Source organism: Chitinophaga pinensis, assembly GCF_007896845.1.
Classification (GTDB): domain Bacteria; phylum Bacteroidota; class Bacteroidia; order Chitinophagales; family Chitinophagaceae; genus Chitinophaga; species Chitinophaga pinensis_C.
Genome location: NZ_VOHS01000001.1, coordinates 445,282 through 462,632 on the forward strand (window position 1 = coordinate 445,282; position 17,351 = coordinate 462,632).

Annotated in this window: 13 protein-coding genes; 7 read left to right on the top strand and 6 right to left on the bottom strand. The window is 42.3% G+C overall.

Features of this window, described 5'->3' with window-relative positions; genetic code table 11:
- Nucleotides 1-293 precede the first annotated feature (293 nt).
- The 3 genes from FEF09_RS01905 (at nucleotide 294) to FEF09_RS01915 (ending at nucleotide 6,223) form a co-directional block, all read left to right on the top strand.
- On the top strand, nucleotides 294-1,316 hold the full coding sequence (locus FEF09_RS01905) for an NAD(P)H-dependent glycerol-3-phosphate dehydrogenase (protein ID WP_146303346.1): 1,023 nt from the start codon (nucleotides 294-296) through the stop codon (nucleotides 1,314-1,316).
- A 162-nt stretch (nucleotides 1,317-1,478) separates the two neighbouring features.
- Nucleotides 1,479-4,688 carry a SusC/RagA family TonB-linked outer membrane protein gene (locus tag FEF09_RS01910; RefSeq protein ID WP_261387292.1) on the top strand — a complete coding sequence of 1,070 codons (3,210 nt, stop codon included), beginning with the start codon at nucleotides 1,479-1,481 and terminating at the stop codon, nucleotides 4,686-4,688.
- A gap of 20 nt (nucleotides 4,689-4,708) precedes the next feature.
- Nucleotides 4,709-6,223, top strand: coding sequence for a SusD/RagB family nutrient-binding outer membrane lipoprotein (locus tag FEF09_RS01915; RefSeq protein WP_186774157.1), 1,515 nt, complete (start codon nucleotides 4,709-4,711; stop codon nucleotides 6,221-6,223).
- 54 nt (nucleotides 6,224-6,277) lie between these two features.
- Here FEF09_RS01915 and FEF09_RS01920 read toward each other — a convergent pair whose 3' ends face one another.
- From FEF09_RS01920 to FEF09_RS01940, 6 genes are all read right to left on the bottom strand, one after another.
- The gene (locus tag FEF09_RS01920) at nucleotides 6,278-6,607 is read right to left on the bottom strand and encodes a DoxX family protein (RefSeq protein ID WP_261387290.1); all 330 of its coding nucleotides are present in this window, start codon (nucleotides 6,605-6,607) and stop codon (nucleotides 6,278-6,280) included.
- 57 nt (nucleotides 6,608-6,664) lie between these two features.
- Nucleotides 6,665-7,975 (bottom strand): DEAD/DEAH box helicase, encoded by a 1,311-nt coding sequence (locus FEF09_RS01925; protein WP_146303352.1) that lies wholly within the window; start codon nucleotides 7,973-7,975, stop codon nucleotides 6,665-6,667.
- Between the two features lie 24 nt (nucleotides 7,976-7,999).
- The gene (locus FEF09_RS31345; protein WP_222596907.1) at nucleotides 8,000-8,281 is read right to left on the bottom strand and encodes a hypothetical protein; all 282 of its coding nucleotides are present in this window, start codon (nucleotides 8,279-8,281) and stop codon (nucleotides 8,000-8,002) included.
- Between the two features lie 101 nt (nucleotides 8,282-8,382).
- Nucleotides 8,383-9,489, bottom strand: a complete 1,107-nt coding sequence (locus FEF09_RS01930; RefSeq protein ID WP_146303354.1) for a hypothetical protein — start codon at nucleotides 9,487-9,489, stop codon at nucleotides 8,383-8,385.
- A gap of 72 nt (nucleotides 9,490-9,561) precedes the next feature.
- On the bottom strand, nucleotides 9,562-10,350 hold the full coding sequence (locus tag FEF09_RS01935; RefSeq protein ID WP_186774158.1) for a FecR family protein: 789 nt from the start codon (nucleotides 10,348-10,350) through the stop codon (nucleotides 9,562-9,564).
- Between the two features lie 425 nt (nucleotides 10,351-10,775).
- Entirely contained in the window at nucleotides 10,776-11,252 is a 477-nt protein-coding gene (locus FEF09_RS01940; protein ID WP_409994843.1) for an RNA polymerase sigma factor, read from the bottom strand.
- A 436-nt stretch (nucleotides 11,253-11,688) separates the two neighbouring features.
- On the opposite strand from FEF09_RS01940, the gene FEF09_RS01945 reads away from it, so the two are divergent.
- The 4 genes from FEF09_RS01945 to FEF09_RS01965 all read left to right on the top strand — a co-directional run bounded on the left by FEF09_RS01945 (nucleotide 11,689) and on the right by FEF09_RS01965 (nucleotide 16,188).
- The gene (locus FEF09_RS01945; protein ID WP_146303361.1) at nucleotides 11,689-13,098 is read left to right on the top strand and encodes a TonB-dependent receptor plug domain-containing protein; all 1,410 of its coding nucleotides are present in this window, start codon (nucleotides 11,689-11,691) and stop codon (nucleotides 13,096-13,098) included.
- Nucleotides 13,099-14,456: 1,358 nt separating this feature from the next.
- Nucleotides 14,457-14,612, top strand: a complete 156-nt coding sequence (locus FEF09_RS30575; RefSeq protein WP_186774159.1) for a hypothetical protein — start codon at nucleotides 14,457-14,459, stop codon at nucleotides 14,610-14,612.
- A 751-nt stretch (nucleotides 14,613-15,363) separates the two neighbouring features.
- Nucleotides 15,364-15,561: a hypothetical protein gene (locus FEF09_RS01960; RefSeq protein ID WP_146303363.1), complete on the top strand. Its 198-nt coding sequence runs from the start codon at nucleotides 15,364-15,366 to the stop codon at nucleotides 15,559-15,561.
- 405 nt (nucleotides 15,562-15,966) lie between these two features.
- Nucleotides 15,967-16,188 (top strand): hypothetical protein, encoded by a 222-nt coding sequence (locus FEF09_RS01965; RefSeq protein ID WP_146303365.1) that lies wholly within the window; start codon nucleotides 15,967-15,969, stop codon nucleotides 16,186-16,188.
- Nucleotides 16,189-17,351 lie beyond the last annotated feature (1,163 nt).

Genomic DNA, 17,351 nt, shown 5'->3' on the forward strand with positions numbered 1-17,351 from the left:
TCTTAAATGGCGCTTAATCGGCAAGATTATTTACAGATACCCCGTAGATAAGCCGTAGATAACCCGTATATAAGCCATTCTTATAGATACGGGTTATCTACGGCTTATCTACGGGGTATCTATGGCAAGACTATGAATTATCTTCCTGATCCGGCCGGCAAAAAGTAGGTACCGGTATAGTCTTGATATAGGTTTACACTTACCAGTTAAGCCCTTTAATATCCCCGTCTTTTTACCCCTCTGGAAATTGAGACTTAACGATATGGTCATATTAGCAGGTAAAATTCCTTACTTTGCGAGAAAAAGACAGATACGTGAAAGCAGGTATTATCGGTAGCGGCAGTTGGGCAACAGCATTGGCCAAGATTTTAACGGATAATGGTAATCAGATTTCCTGGTGGATCCGGAATGAAGACACAATCCGCTATATGCAGCTGCGTCATCATAACAGGCATTATCTCACTTCCGTGTATTTTGACACGAACATGGTGAAACTGAGCAGCAACCTTGAAGAGGTAGTAGCGGCAAGTGATGTGCTGGTGCTGGCAGTACCTTCTGCTTTTCTGGAGGATGTGATGTTGCAATTGTCACCGGAGGCGCTGAAAGGCAAGAAGGTGGTGAATGCGGTAAAAGGTCTTGTACCGGGAAGCAACCTGCTGATCAACGATTATCTGTCAGATATTTTTGACCTTCCGCTGGAGCAGTATTATGCGATTACAGGTCCTTGTCATGCGGAAGAAGTCGCCAATGAGAAGCTATCTTACCTGACTTTCTCAGGTTTACAGGAGTCATCTGCACAATCTATCGCAGATCTGTTCACTAACAGTTATCTGCAAACGATCGTGAACCGTGATGTAATAGGCGTGCAATTGGCAGCGGTACTGAAAAATATTTATGCGTTAGGTGCAGGTATTGCGCATGGTCTGGAATATGGCGATAATTTCCTCAGTGTATATATCACCAATTGTTTCCGGGAGATGCAGTCTTTCCTCGAAGCATATGGAAAAGATCATAGTGAAGCAGGCGCACATAATTATAACGCAAGCGCCTATCTGGGTGATCTGCTGGTAACCTGTTATTCTTTGCATAGCCGTAACCGTACTTTCGGCAACATGATCGGTAAAGGATATTCTGTGAAGGCCGCCCAGCTGGAACTGAATATGATTGCAGAGGGCTACTATGCCAGCAAATGCCTCTTTGAAATGAATATGGAAGTCGGTGCTTATATGCCTGTTGCACAGGCAGTATATACCATATTATGGCAAAACTTAAATCCACGTGAAGCCTTCCTTTCCCTTGAAAAAGGATTTATTTAACTGATTGTTAACGTCTTGTTAAAATAGCGATAAGATAGGTTTGTAACCTTCGCAGCAGAATTCATCAACCACTAAAACTTGTATTCTGCTATGCGCTACACACGTCTATGCCTACAATTCTTATCGTTAGGCGTTTTCCTTCTTTTATTTTCCGTGAGTGTGATGGCCCAGCAGGCTATCAGCGGGAAAGTAATTTCCGGGGACGACAAGCAGCCATTACCTGGTGCGACCATACAGGTAAAAGGTGCATCTAAAAAGACCATTACAGATAATGCCGGCAATTTCAGCATTCAAGCCGGGAACAGTGACATCCTTATTATCAGTAGTATTGGATTTACCACACAGGAAGTAAGCGCCTCTCAGGCGGCTAATATTGTGCTTCCTACAGATACCCGGGGACTGGGTGAAGTAGTGGTAACCGCATTAGGTATTAAGAAAGAACGTAAAAAATTAGGTTATTCTCTGCAGGAGGTAAAAGGTGAAGACCTGACCGTAGCAAGAGAGTCTAACGTAGTTAACCAGCTGGCTGGTAAAGTAGCTGGTGTAACTGTGATTGGTAGTCCATCGGGTGTAGGTGGTTCCGCAAGGGTATCTATCCGTGGTGAAAGATCTGTAGATCTGAACAAGAACCAGCCATTATATGTCGTAGACGGGGTGCCTATCAGCAATGCCATCAATGGTGGTTCTGGTAGCAATAACCTGGAAGTGGACTTTGGTAACGGCGCCAGTTTCATCAACCCTGATGATATTGAGAGCATGAACGTCCTGAAAGGACCTGCTGCTGCTGCATTATATGGTTCCCGCGCAGCGAATGGCGTGGTAATGATCAAAACCAAATCCGGCCGTAAACAAAAGGGACTGGGTGTAGAAGTAAACAGCAATATCACGCTGGAATCAGCTTTAAAGCTGCCTGAATACCAGAAAACATATGGTCAGGGTAACGCCAGTGGAGGTGATTTCGCCTTTGTAAACGGTGGTGGCGCTGGTTTATCAGACGGTACAGACGAAGGTTGGGGCCCGGCTTTCCGTGGACAGCTGTTCCCTCAGTTCAACTCTCCCCGCACTTTGAATGGTCAGGCTATTCCTTATACAGGTGGTGATATGAACGCACCGGCAGGTAGCGTGATCACACCAACCACCTGGGAGGCAGACAATGACAATCTGAAGAACTTCTTACAGACTGGCAGAACCTTCACCAATAACGTAGCACTGGTAGGTGCTAATGACAACGGTGATTTCCGTCTGAGCTATACTAACCTGAATCAGACCGGTATTGTCCCTAATACTGATCTGAAAAGAAATACAACCAGTTTCTCTGCAGGCTACCACTTCACGCCAAAGTTCACAGCAAAAGCATTTGTAAGCTATATCAAGAGCGAAAGTGACAACCGTCCTTCCATCAGCTATGGTACTGAGAGCATCATGTACCTGTTTAACTGCTGGTTGCCGGCTTCTGTAAGAGTAAGCGATCTGAAACGCCTGTGGCAGCGTGGTCTGGATAACAGACAACAATATAACTGGAACTACAACTATCATGACAACCCATACATGACTGTGTATCAGAATACAAATGGTCAGTATTATGATCGTCTGATTGGTAATGTTGTTTTAAGATATGATCTCGCCAGCTGGTTGAACCTGCAGGTGCGTACAGCAACTGACTGGAGCAATGAGCGTCGCGAATATCGCAGAGCTTTCAGTACACAGCGTTTCCCTTATGGTGAGTACCGTGAAGTGAACATTGTGAATGAAGAGCGTAACACTGACTTCCTGTTTGCAGCTGACAAAGAGATCAATTCCAATTTCTCTTTCAATGCTACTCTGGGTGGTAACCAGATGCGTCAGACTTCCCGCTTCAATGAAAATATTGCCGGTCAGCTGAACATTCCTGATGTATACCGCCTGACAAACTCCCGTATTGCACTGGTATCTAATCAGAATAACGTAGGTAAGCGTATCAACAGCTTCTACGGATCAGCAGGTATTTCTTATAAAAATAAGCTGTTCCTTGATTTCACGGGTCGTAACGACTGGAGTAGTGCACTGACATTACCGGAAGACCTGAAAGCTTTCGGTCAGGAACAGAATTCCTATTTCTATTCTTCAGTAGCATTGAGCGCTATTATCAGCGATATGGTTAAACTGCCTGATGTGATCAGCTTTGCGAAGCTGAGAGGTAGTTTTGCACAGGTAGGTAATGACACTGATCCGTTTGCATTTACACAGACTTTCAATCGTAGCGAGCCTTTTGGTGCTTCGCAGATCTATGGTGAGACCAGCCGTTTATCTAACCTGAATCTGAAACCAGAGATCAGCAATGCCTTTGAATTTGGTGCTGATATCCGTTTCTGGCAGAACAGGGTAGGATTGGACCTGACTTATTATCAGAGTAATACAAAGAACCAGATCCTGAACATTCCATTATCTAATACCAGCGGTTATGAGAGCCGTGTGATCAATGCGGGTTCTATCCGTAACCATGGATTTGAGGTGATGTTGAATGTGACTCCAATCAAAACTAAATCCTTCAACTGGGATGCTTACGTGAACTTCTCTGCTAACCGCAGTAAAGTACTGGAGCTGACTGACGGTCTGACCAACTATGTAATGGCTGACAGAAGCGTATCAGTAGAAGCGAGAGTAGGAGAGCGTATGGGAGACCTGTATGGTATTGGTTTCGCACGTGTGCAGAATACGGATGCGAATGCTCCTTATTATGATGCAAGTGGCCAGTATACCGGTCAGATGGTATTTGCGGCAAATGGTCGTCCGGTAGCTACTACCGAAAGGATCAGACTGGGTAACTACAATCCGGATTGGCTGATGGGTATTGGCAATACATTTACTTATAAAGGAGTACGTCTGAGCTGTCTGTTTGATGTGCGTCATGGAGGTAAACTTTATTCTCTGACCCAGACGGTAGGTCGTGAAGGCGGTATCATTAAAGAAACGCTGGAAGGACGTGCAGACGGTTATGATATGAGCAAAGCCGGTAATGGTGTGATCGGAACAGGTGTGGTGCAGGCAGCAGATGGTAAGTTCAGTACTAACACTACCAAAGTAGCGGTACGCGAGTGGCACAGTGCCTGGACCGGTGGTCGTAACATTGCCGAAGGTGTAATGTATGATGCATCATTTGTAAAACTGCGTGAACTGCAGATTGGTTATTCTTTCCCCGGATCATTTAAAAAAGGTGTGATTAAGGGTATGAACGTATCACTGGTAGGTCGTAACCTCTTCCTGTGGGATAATGTACCACACGTAGATCCTGAGGTGATGTCTTATTCCGGAGGTACAGCCCTGCCTGGTATTGAGTATATGAGCTTGCCAAGCAGCCGTAGCTACGGTGTGAACCTGAGTTTTAAATTATGATCACCTTTAAACAAGCAATCATGAAATTCTTAAAGATATTTTTACTGGCCGGCCTTTTATCATCCTGTACACACGACTTTAGTGACACTAACACTAATGACAATAACCCCACCAATGTGACACCTGATCTGCTGTTAAGCGGGGTGATCAAAAATATGATGAGTAATCAGGTGAATACTGCCTGGGGGATCGGTAACATCGTTGCACAGCATCACGCCAAGATACAGTTCGTAAATGAGGACCGTTATCTGTGGGGTGAGCAGAATGGTGTATGGGACGATGTTTACAATAACTATCGTAATCTTCAGAACATCTTCACTGCTGTAGGAGGAGATTCTACGAATCCTTATCTGGGTGTATCACTGGTGTTGAAGTCATGGATGTTTGCGCTGGCGACAGATACTTATGGTGATGTACCTTATTCAGAAGCCGGCAGGGCCAAATTGGAAGGTAAATATCAGCCGAAGTATGATGATCAGGAGTCCATCTATGCGGGTATTCTGGCTGATCTGAAGAAAGCGAACAGCTATCTGGCGAAGAGCGGAACTACTTTGGATGGCGACATCCTGTATGGTGGTGGTGCAAATGCAATCCTGAAATGGCGTAAACTGGCCAATTCCCTGAGACTGCGTTATCTGTTACGTTTATCTAAGAGAAAAGATGTGAACGCGGAAATGGCAGAGATCCTGTCTGATCCGTCTACTTATCCGGTATTTACAGATAACGCGGACAATGCTGAGCTGAAGTATTTGTCAGCTGCTCCTAACCAGTGGCCTTTGTACGATGCCCGTGTAGGTTCATTTGATGAGTTCAGAGTAAGTAAAACATTGGTTGACCGTCTGACTACCTTAAACGATCCTCGTCTGAAGGTGTTTGGTCGTCCCAGCCAGAGGTCGGTAACTGCCAATGCTCCAAAGATCGAAGGTATTCCGAATGGTCTGAGCGATGTAAATGCGCTGGCTTATAACGGCGGTGTACAGGGTGTATCCAGAGTAGGTTATACTTTTGCATGTCTTGTATGTAATGACATCGGACAAGCGGCACCAGATCCGTCAGCGCCAAGAGCCTTAATCATGACCTATGCCGAATTACAGTTTACATTGGCAGAGGCGAGAGAGCGTAATATGATTACTGTCGGTGATGCGACTACTTATTACAATAATGGTATTACTGCTAACTTCAACTACTGGAAGAGCATTGTACCGTCTCAATACGGTATTGATGTGACGATGCCGCCTAACTATCTGACTCAGGCGACAGTTGCTTATACTGGTACTCAGGCAGAGAAATTGGCGAAGATCGCTTTACAGAAGTGGGTAGCTTATTACTTCAACGGATTGGAAGCATGGTTTGACTGGAGACGTACCGGTATGCCTGAGATTGTGCCAGGTCCATCGAACCTGAACAACAATCAGGTGCCTGTAAGATTTATTTATCCTCAGAAAGAGCAATCACTGAATGGCGGCAATCGTGGAGATGCTGTTAAACGCCAGGGAGCTGATAACCTGAATACGCGTATGTGGATTGCTAAATAACAGTAACTGCTTTTTGCATTGTCCGGCCATTTCTGCAAAGGGATGGCCGGATTTTTATTTTGTGAACTTCCAGGCCCACCATATCAATACGAACTGGAAGGGAAGCCGCAGGAGTGCCAGCCATAACATGGGATGTCTGGTTGCGTAGTAATTGATAGCCATCTGGATATTAGCGGGAAATACGGCCAGGAGGAGGCCAATGATGATCCATGCGCCTATATTCCGCGAAGCGGCAGGCAGGAGTAGTAATCCCCCTGCCACTTCCACACCGCCGCTAATGTATACGAGTTCGGTCTGGAAGGGCAGCCAGGGAGGCATGATGCCTATATAAATTTCCGGATTGACGAAGTGATTGATACCGGCGGCCACATAAATGGCTGCCATAATATATAAGGAAACCCTACTGCGCATATCATATAAACGCGAATTTCCCCGAGTAGTTTATTTCGCTACGTCAATGTTTACTTTCTTATTCTTGATCTTTTCGTTTTTGATCAGGGAGAGAGTGTGTGCAGCCCTGCTTTTCCTTACAGCGACGAAAGAGAAGAAGTCTTTTACTTCGATCAGACCTACATCTTCTTTTTTCAGTTGTCCTTTATTGGTCAGGAAGCCCACAATGTCAACCTTATTGACTTTATCTTTCTTGCCAGCGCTGATGTAGAAGGTCGTCCATTTCGGTTTTTCCGGCAGTTCATATTTATCCGCGAGGGTAATGAGTTCCGGATTTTCTTCTACATAGGAAGGCATTTTCTCGTCTGGACCTATGATCAGGATAGCGGTACCACTGGCGTCCATTCTGGCGGTACGACCGTTACGGTGTGTGTAGGTATCGGCAGTATGTGGGAGGTGGTAGTGAACGATATATCTGATATTAGGGATGTCCAGTCCGCGGGCGGCAAGGTCGGTAGTCACCAGTATATTGCTGGTACCGTTTCTGAACTTGCACAGTGCAGCATCTCTGTCGCGTTGTTCCATGGCGCCATGGTAGAAGACGCTGGTGAGTCCGCTATCTTTCAGGAAGGAGTTGGTACGTTCTACGGCTTCGCGATGGTTGCAGAAGATGATGGTAGAGCGGTTACCGAGGAAACATACCAATCTGAAGAGGGTGTCAAGTTTATCTTTATCCTCGCTTTCCACGTATTTTATAGCCAGTGCTTCTGATTTTTCTTCTGTGAGGAAGTTCAGTCTTACTGGTTCTTCGATGCCGACAAAGTCGGGTATATCCACAGCTTCGGTAGCGGAGGTCAGGATTCTCTTTTTCAGTCCTGGCAGGGATTCGATGATAAATTCTATTTCGTCCTGAAAGCCCAGTTCGAGGGATTTATCAAATTCATCGAGTACCAGTGTCTTTATACCAGCTGGTTTAATATTTTCTCTGCGGATGTGGTCGCCGAGTCTTCCGGGGGTACCGATGATCAGGGCAGGCGCTTCCAGCAGGTTATTTTCTTCCGTTTCACGGAGGTGTCCGCCGTAACAGCAGGTCACTTTAAATCCTGTGGTCATTGTTTTCCAGACCTTTTCGATCTGCATGGCCAGTTCGCGGGAGGGCGCTATGACTAAAGCCTGGGTACCAGGCGTGTTTTTGTCTAATTGTTCCAGTATAGGTATCAGGAAGCCAAGGGTCTTACCTGAACCGGTATTGGAGAGAAGAATGACATTGTCAGCCTTTTGATTGGCATCAATGGAAGCGATCTGCATCTCATTGAGTGCGTCGATTTTAAAGGCGTTGAGTATGGAGGCGTATTTTTGCATCGTGGCAAAAGTACGGATTTCCATTTACAAGGGCTGGAGGGCGGTATCATCGAGGACTTCTTCCGGAGCGGGAGGGGCAGGAGAGCCGTCTGCACGCAGGAAGAAATCGACGAGGGGGAGTACGAAAGCGAAAGTTACTGCCATATTGAAAAGCTGGTATCGGAGAACGATGGGGGAGGCGAACACGCTGAAGAAAAGATTCGCGGCCCAGAAGAGGAGGGTGATAAGCAGGGCAGAGCGGAATTGAGAGGGGAAGTAGAGGTGCCATTTTCTTGTAAAGAAGAGAATGCAGCCACTAAGAAACAAAATGGTTACGCAAACAATTAGGAAGGAATAATAGTCGAATAGACCGATCTTCTTTTTGTTGAGGTGATTAAAAACCTTGTTATCCTTATATCTAAACCATTTTACGGCTTCAGATTGTATCGTTTGATCTCCCTGATTATAGATTGAGAGAAATTCTGGTCGGGGAAAGAAGTATTGTTTTGTATTTGGCAGAAGGTAGTAACTAAAAAATGCCTTAGGGTGTTGCATGGCCAGATATGCTCCATAGTCTTTATATAATGGGCTGACTGCAGGCATTCTCCTGACTCCTGTGGGCGTAACAATACGCGAATACTTTTGCAGAGGTGCATTATCATTCCATAAATAGTATGCGTTAAGCGTTTTTTCTTTTTTTCTCCTTCGTCAATTGCCAGTCTCAGAGAGTCAAAATACGTATTCACTATTGTATGTAGTGCAGAAAATTTATCTGGTACCGGATTTCTTTCAGTAACGTGTTCATAAGCGATGAGTGCATTGCTGGCCATCTGCCATCCTCCAAAAACAGAAAATTGCCGGGTGCCGAAAAGTCGTTTGTTTTCATTGGCAGTATACATCGCAAAAGTCGCAAGTGTTAATATAATGGCTACTAAGCTAAAAGATTTTCTACCAGATGGCATTTTTGTCAGCAGTATTACGATGATGCTGATAACCGGATAAAAGAGTGCGTTATATCTTACGGCGAAGGCAAAAAGTAGAATAATTGCGTGTGAGATAATCAGTAAGGGAGAATAGTTCTTTATCAGGCGAAATAGTTGAGCCATCCACACCAGACTCAAGCTTGTAAAAAAGAGGTCACTTGAAATATAATTGCTGATGAATATAAATGCCGGATTCAGGAATAGGAATATAAAGACGCCTATTTTAACCCATCTGCTGTATCTGGCGATAGTAATAAATGTAAAGAAAAAGTAGAGGGCAGAGGCAATATAGATGGCATATTGAACCAGAATTAATGTGGTGTCGTTGTGTGTAAAAAAACCTACCAAACTTATAAGTTTGGGATATCCAACAGGCCAGATGTTGGCATTCATATTTTTCAATGCACTGCGGAGGTAGTTGTATGAGTCGGGCAGAAAATTTGGGAATGGATACAGGTATTTAAAAATAATAAATTGTATCAGTGCAATTATAATAGCGGCATATGTATAAGCGCGATTGGGATTATGCTTTGGCAAGGTTTGAGGTTCCATAGTACTATATTAACTATATGGGAATATAGTTAGCAGTTGCCAACCAATAATTAGGAGGAAGGGAATATTATTTTAACGGATATGTAAAACGCCGTCTTTGTAATAAGATTCTGCGCCGGTAGTTAACTTGATTGCATCCAGAAACTCCTGAATAGGTTCTGCTTTCAGGATGGTACCGGTAAACTTTTTGCGGGCTGTTGCAGGGTTGTCGATTACGACCTTTACACCATACCAGCGTGGGAGTACCTTGGTGATCTCACTCATTGAGGTATTATCCAGTTTATATCTTCCTTTAATCCAGAGTAAATCATTTTCGTTTAAAGCGGTCAGCATTGTCCCTTTGTTTTCCAGATATGTAATTGCTTGTCCTGGTTTAAGGATTGTTTGTTTGTTTGCTGTAGCAAAAGATACGGCGCCTTCTACCAGTGAGACTTTTATAAGTCCGGGGTCGTAAGTATTTACGTTAAAGGAGGTACCGAGCACCTGTACAGCACCATTTGGGGTGTGTAGGATAAAAGGCCGGTTTTGATCTTTGGCGACTTGTAAGTAGGCTTCTCCGTCAACAAACACTTCTCTGGTATTTCCTGTGAAGTGAAAAGGAAACCGGAGTGAGGTGGCGCTGTTGAGGAATATCAGGGTACCATCAGATAATGTAATGTGATAGTCCATACCTGGAGGAACCCATAGTTTGTTTACCTGTTCAGTAGTATTGGTCTTGTCTTTTGTGGAATATGTGAGGGAGTTGTTTCTATTCTTTAATTGTGTGCCACCATTAACTGTAATACTATCCTGAGGGGCAGAAAGATCGACGATCTCGCCATTGGATAATTGTAGTTGGAGCGTTGTATTATTAATTGCCACATCCTGACCTGATTTTATTTTATCAGGATGGTTTGTAAAAAGTGGGTATATAAAAATAACGAAGGCTGTTATAGATGCGGCGACGAGCAGCATGCTAAGAGCCAGTCCATTTCTTTTACGGAGTTTTCTACTTTTTAGTTTATCCTCAATAAGAGCGAAGTCAGCCTCGCTATCGAGCTGTTGTATGGCGGGTTCACTGGACCAAATGGCGTATTCCTGCTGAAGCTGTTCGAATTCGGTTTTTAGTGCCGGATACTCTTTAAATGCATTTTGAAGGAGTTGCTCATCTGTTTCGTTAATAACCCCCATCACCACTTTTCATTCATCAGCTGATGAATATGATCCCTATCTAATTCCATGAGTTATTATTAATTCAAGTATAAGAGTATTGCGCTCCCGAAATGGGTGATATAATTATATGATTATTATGACAATTTTTCACGCAACGTTTTAATTGCGGTAGCGAGGTGAGTCTTGACAGTATTATCACTTAACCCCATGATGCTGGCCACTTCTTTTCTTTTCATGCCCTGAAGGACATAGAGTTGGAATGCTTTGCTTCTCTGTGCTGGCATAAATTTCAGTAGTTCATTCACTTTATTGTCGATATAGTCGCGGACAGTTGGCTCATGTTCTTCTTCCATGTGTACGGTTGCCTCTTCCTGTGAAGAATAATATTCCTGTTGAGATTTCTGCAGACTCTTCTGTCGTTTTAAGATAAGCATACAATTGTACCGTATAGAGATATATAGATATCCCTTGAGGTTGGTGTGTATATTATTATATCGCTTTTTCTCGAAGAAGTCTATAAAGAACTCCTGTATAACATCTTTTGCTTCTTCTACATCTCCCAAAAGCCGGCTTGCTTCGAACAGCAGGAGCTTTTCGAAGCGTATGTACATTGTCTTATACGCGTTTGTATTTCCGGATTTTAGTTCTTGTAGCAGCAGATCGTCATTCACATCGGTGTGCATGCTGGTTGATTCTGTATGAATGATTATGATTGAAAAAGCACGATGCAAGCTAGTATGCTCTACGTTAATATCATAATGTTTCCCATTAATTTATGTTGCCTGTTCTGATGTACGACACTTTAATTTACGACCTTTCTTCCGGATTATTTCTTAATAATCAGTTAACATAGCCTGAAACCCTATATTGTACTATGTTTTCACGGATGGGTGAACCCAACCGAAAAAAAATATATTTTCTGAATTCACCCATTTTTCAAGACACCTATTCTTAAGGATAGAAAGGGGGAACCTTTTTGCCTAGCTAAATTCATTACCAAATATCGTCAGGTGACTGTCAATTAACTAACCATTTAGTCTTGTCCTTATGCATCAAAAATTTACTCACTGCTACGCAGCCCGTAGCTTAATGGGCATTCTTTGCCTGTTACTTCCCTGTATTTATTCCGTTGCGCAGAAGAGTGCGCAACCGGGTAGAAATGTTACACTTACAAGCAGCCGCATCGCCCTGGGGGATGTTTTCAATGTCATTGAAAAACAAACCGGGATATTGCTATTCTTTGGAGACCTGAATACCAATCAGACTGTTGGTGTGAAATTCGTTGCAACGCCTGTTGAAGAGGCCTTGGGAGAGATGTTGCCTCCTATCGGACTGACCTATGAGTATGTTAAGGGGAATAAGGATAAAATATTTATTAAGTCAATTATGCCTTCAAGAAAAGAGAAGGATACTGTGATGGTGAGTAGGGTTAGTGGCCTCGTGACAGACGAGAATGGTATGCCTTTGCATGGCGCTACTGTCAGGGTGAAGGGAACTTTATTTGGGACATCTACCAGTAACAGGGGGGAATTTACTTTGAATCATCCAATTGAGAAAGATGTTTTGCAGGTTAGTTTTACCGGTTTTGAGATGGTGGAGATCCCCGTTTCAGGAAAGTCCAGTGTAAAGGTACGATTAAAGCAAGGGGACAATAGTTTAAATGAACAAGTGATAACGGCGTATGGTAGCACGAAACAGACAAAACTGACAGGTGCAGTGACTGTTGTAAAAGGCGACCAGATACAAAACCTGCCTAATAGAAGTTTTGATAAAAGCCTACAGGGCCTGGTGCCGGGCTTATTGGTTACACAGGGAACCGGACAACCAGGTGGAGGATTAGGAAATTTTGTGTTACGCGGTATCTCAACAGGGGGTACTATTGAAAATGGTGCGACTACAAGAAATCCTTTGATTATAATTGATGGCGTGCCTGTCATTCAGGATCCTGCACAAGCTACTACGAGTAGTGTTGCTATAAATAATCCGATGTCTCAATTGAATCCCTCAGATATAGAATCTATAAGCATATTAAAAGATGCAGGTGCAATCGCTTTATACGGATCCAAGGCAAGTAATGGTGTGATTCTAATAACAACTAAAAAAGGCAAAGCAGGAAAAACACGGTTTAACTTTCGGCATCAGACAGATCTCGCATCCAGATTGAACAGTAATTACAATATGTTAAATCAGAAAGAGTATCTGGATTTATTATATGAAACATATAAGAATACTGATCCTGCTTTTTGGACTGATGATCGGATAAAATCGGACCTCATCAGCAAGTTTCCGCATCAGATAAACTCACCCGGTGATACCAGCTTTTATTCCGAACCTAACTGGATGAAAGAATTGTATAATAATCATGCCATGACATTTGCGAATGAATTGTCAATATCAGGAGGCAATGAGAGGAGCAATTTTATATTAATCTTGAATATACAAAACAAGATGGTATAGAAAAGAATACAGGTTTCGATAGAAAATCCATCCGTATCAATTATGAGAATTCCCCTGTTTCATGGTTGAAGTTAGGGCTAAATACAGCACTTTCTTATAATGTGCAAAAGTTTAGTTATCCAGGCGCATCAGAACGTTAGTGTCAGCGATATCTCCTCTGAATGCTATACGAGATAACAATGGACTGGAAATATTAAATTATTCATGGGGATTATCTACTCCTTATGATTTGACTTATAATTTTGATCAGGTGGCAAGTCCCTTGGCCGCAGCCAGATTAACATTAACAAAAACGTTTCATATCGTGGACTAAGCATCTATACGTAGACATTCATCCCTTTAAGGGTATTTCGTTTTCCTCGAATTTAGGCACCAATTTCATGTTAACTGAGTCGAAGGAAAAAATCCACTACTTGCAGGATCTAACCTCGACCCCGGAATTGGAAGGATCAATGAAACAGACGTAAGAAATGCCAATTTATACAACGAATATTCTGCGATACTCTAAAACAATCAGTAGTAAGCATAATTTAAGTTTGTTATTGGGGCACGAAGCGCAGATCCTTACCAGAAAATATTTACGTAATTGTACAGAATATAACAGGGAATCCATTAGCGGACCAGATAAATACAGGTAAAATAACAACGCTGGTGGTCTTACGAGTAAGCAGACTTTGTTGTCTTACTTCGGTCAGGCTAACTACGACTTTTCAGGTAAATACCTCTTGTCGGAAGCATTCGAACTGATGGGTCATCCTTATTTGGAGATAACAAAAATTCGGCTCACACTGGTCTACCGAATAGGGTGGGTCGTGTCATCTGAACCATTCGCAACACGTATATCTAAAGTCATTAATTACTTTAAAGTTAGAGGTAGTCTTGGATCACTGGAAATTCATCCGCTATATCCAACAATTTGCGCTATGACAACCTGGTATTATATAGGTTTCTTAACACTGGCGCAGTTTTGCCTAACCCTTATGTGCCACCTGGAAACCCAAATATTCAATGGGAAAAGACATTTAATTGGGATGCAGGAATTGAACTTAGATTTTAAATAACAGAGTTGCGTTTACGGGAGATATTTATAGTAAGAAAACATCTAAAGTTATTGCTGGAATTAATATTCCGACGACTACAGGTTTCTTTAATTTACGGAGCAATATAGGAGATCTTAGTAATAAAGGTATTGAACTCTCAGTTTCTGCTGATTTATCAGATCAGGTAAATTCAATTGGAATATAAATGCTAACTGGAGTAAGAATAAAAACATATTGACTCGTGCTTTCCTCCCTTTAGAAAGGCCTGGACGTAGTTTAATCGCAAATGGAACCGGAATAGCCTATAATTCATTCTATATGCCAAGATGGGCTGGTGTTAATCCTGCTGATGGAAAACCACAATGGATTGATTCTACTGGCAAAGTAACAAGTGACTATAACGCTGCTTTACCTGAATTCGTGGGGAATTCTCAGCAGATGGATTTGGTGCTATTACCAATTCGTTTCTTATAAAGGTATTGAGTTGTCAGCAATGATTTATTTCCAATATGGATCTGAGATTTATAATGGTGATGCGGCAATGTTCGGGGTAAATGATGGATTAAATCCATTTATTAACCAAGACCGTAGCGCACTTAATCGTTGGAAAAACCAGGAGATATCGCTGCAAATCCCAGAAGGTTACTTTTTGGACAACAACGGAACGTATGAGGAGGCACAAATGTGTCAACCAGATACCTGTTCGATGGTGATTTTATCAGACTTGCGAATATAACATTAGCGTATAAAGTTCCTAAGGATATAATTGATAAAACTCATATAGAAACACTACGATTCTTCTTTCAATGTCACAATGTAGCTACCTGGACCAGATACTCCGGACAGGATCCTGAGAGTGTAAGTGGGAGTGGAACTGCTGGTGCGATCTATCCATTACAAAGAACGCTTTCTCTGGGAATGAACTTAACTTTTTAATACAGCAGACTAAATAAATAATCTATGAGATACTGTAGACTAATTTTTATAAACATGATATTGTTAACACTTATATCATGTACAAAAGATTTTTTGGAAATAGACGATAACACAGCTTTAAACCGACAGAGCTATGTGAAGGATCTTGTTACGATGCAGGACTTTCTTAATGGTATTTATTTTAAGTATGCAGTGAATTTTGAGTATGCAAGCAGTCAGGCCTATCCGGAATTAATAGCAGACAATTTAAAGCCAGCTTCTGATGCAGGAGGATTATTGACAAGTCATTATGCTGGGCACAAAATCAGATTTCAGCGATACGCAGGAATATGCAGGAATAGATCCTCGTGCAACGGCGATGAATCCACTTTGGCGAATAGGTTATCAGATAGCGCATGCCTGCAGCTTTGTAATTGAAGAAACTGATAAATACCGAAAAGAAAATGAGAAACTTGCTGATGTATTAAAGGACAGGCGTATGCAATGAGAGCGTTGGTGCATTTTAAGCTTGTTAATGTCTTTGCTCAGCATTTAATTTCACAAGTGGGGGGACACATATTGGAGTTCCTATGTTGATAACTATGATATATCCTTTCAGTTGACAGATTAACCGTCGCGGATGTATACCAACGAATAATTGCGATTATGAGCAATCAAGAGCGCTTTTCAACAGAGGTAAAAGATGTGACAATAATGAATTTGTCTGCAGTAAAGGCATTGTTAGCCAGAACCTATTTATTTAAAGGAGATTATACCAATGCAAAAAAATGCTGCAGAAGTCGCTAATGAACACCTTGATGACAATTTCTGAAGGGTATCCTGATAATATATTTAAATATAAGAAACCTGCGAAACAGAACATTATATCAGTTGTCACCTTTGGGGTGGGGTTATGCCAGCTGGATTTTTGGGAATATTAGTGAATGGTGTTGATTGGGGCTTTGTTGCTACAAACGATATCGCGGATATTCTTGTTGAAGACCCCAGGGATATTCGCCGAAACTGGGTTGTTAGTGAACAAGGTAAATGGCAGGTTGTGAAATTTCCCATATCTGCTGCAAGTGAAGTTGATCCGGCAGTGCCTGATGAAAAAGCTGCGTACTATTCTCTGTAGTTCGGTCATCCGAAATGTTTTTAACGCAGCAGAAGCATCTGCGATATTAGGCGAAGAAAATGATGCTCGTTGTATTTAGATGCTGTACGGAAAAGAGCAAATCCGTTTAGTGTACCTGTGCATGCAACAGGCGCCGCACTGATTGATTCAATAAAAAGGAACGTCGTAAAGAATTGGCATTTGAAGGCTTAGAATGTTCGATTTGCAGAGAATGCGGAAAGGTGTTCATAGAGAAGATGCAAGGTTTTCTTATGCAAAGGATCTGCCATTTCCAAGCGGCAGGGCGATCGCACCAATTCCACCATCTGAGTCTCATGGCCGGCCTTCCTCAAAATGACGGGTACTAAAATTTTCAATTAACAAGACATGAAGTATTTTTCCATTCTATTTACAGCTGTGTTTATCAGTGTCAGGATTTCTGGCAGCTCGGGATCCGGAGATAAGTAAAAGCGACAATCCCCAGGATTCTTCTATGGTGGTGTTGTGTAAACCTGGATTAGACTGCAAAGGCAACCCGTTGAAATTAGCATTCTCCTGTAGAGATAGTCAATCCGAGAGAACGTGAATGGCAGCTGGAGAGAACAGTTGTGACGATGGCATGTTAAAATGGAGCCTAAAATCAAAAGTTCCTGTTTATGTATCTCTCCGTTCGGTGTTTACAAATATTAAGACCAAAGATATTAATACTAGAACCTCGGGACAGCATTACATTTAGTCTCACAGATAGTTTGCAATTATCAGTTGCTGGCGAAGGAAGTAAAAAATATTTTTAACATTGGCAATGACTCAGCGCTTGAGACATTACAATGCCTTCGAATCCAAGGAGTTTTACCAAATCACTGGACGACTATTTCGAATGGGTTAAACTATTTGGATAAGCAACTAGAAGTAGTTTTGCCAATAATTGAGTCGTTCAAAAACAATATTCTGTATATGCGTATAACCAGATAAAAGTGACTTCATTGATCAAAACTTAGATGACAGATCGGATAAGTTTGGATCTTTATTGTGGTCGTATGCTGTAAAGACTAAGATGTCCAAGGCTGACCTTTGCAGAATATATGATTCAACTTATTTACCTGCTATTAATAAATATTATCCGGTAGCATCAGCGTTTGTATTCGGAACGTGGAAACCCATTCTGTTTGCTGTTGACAGAAAAT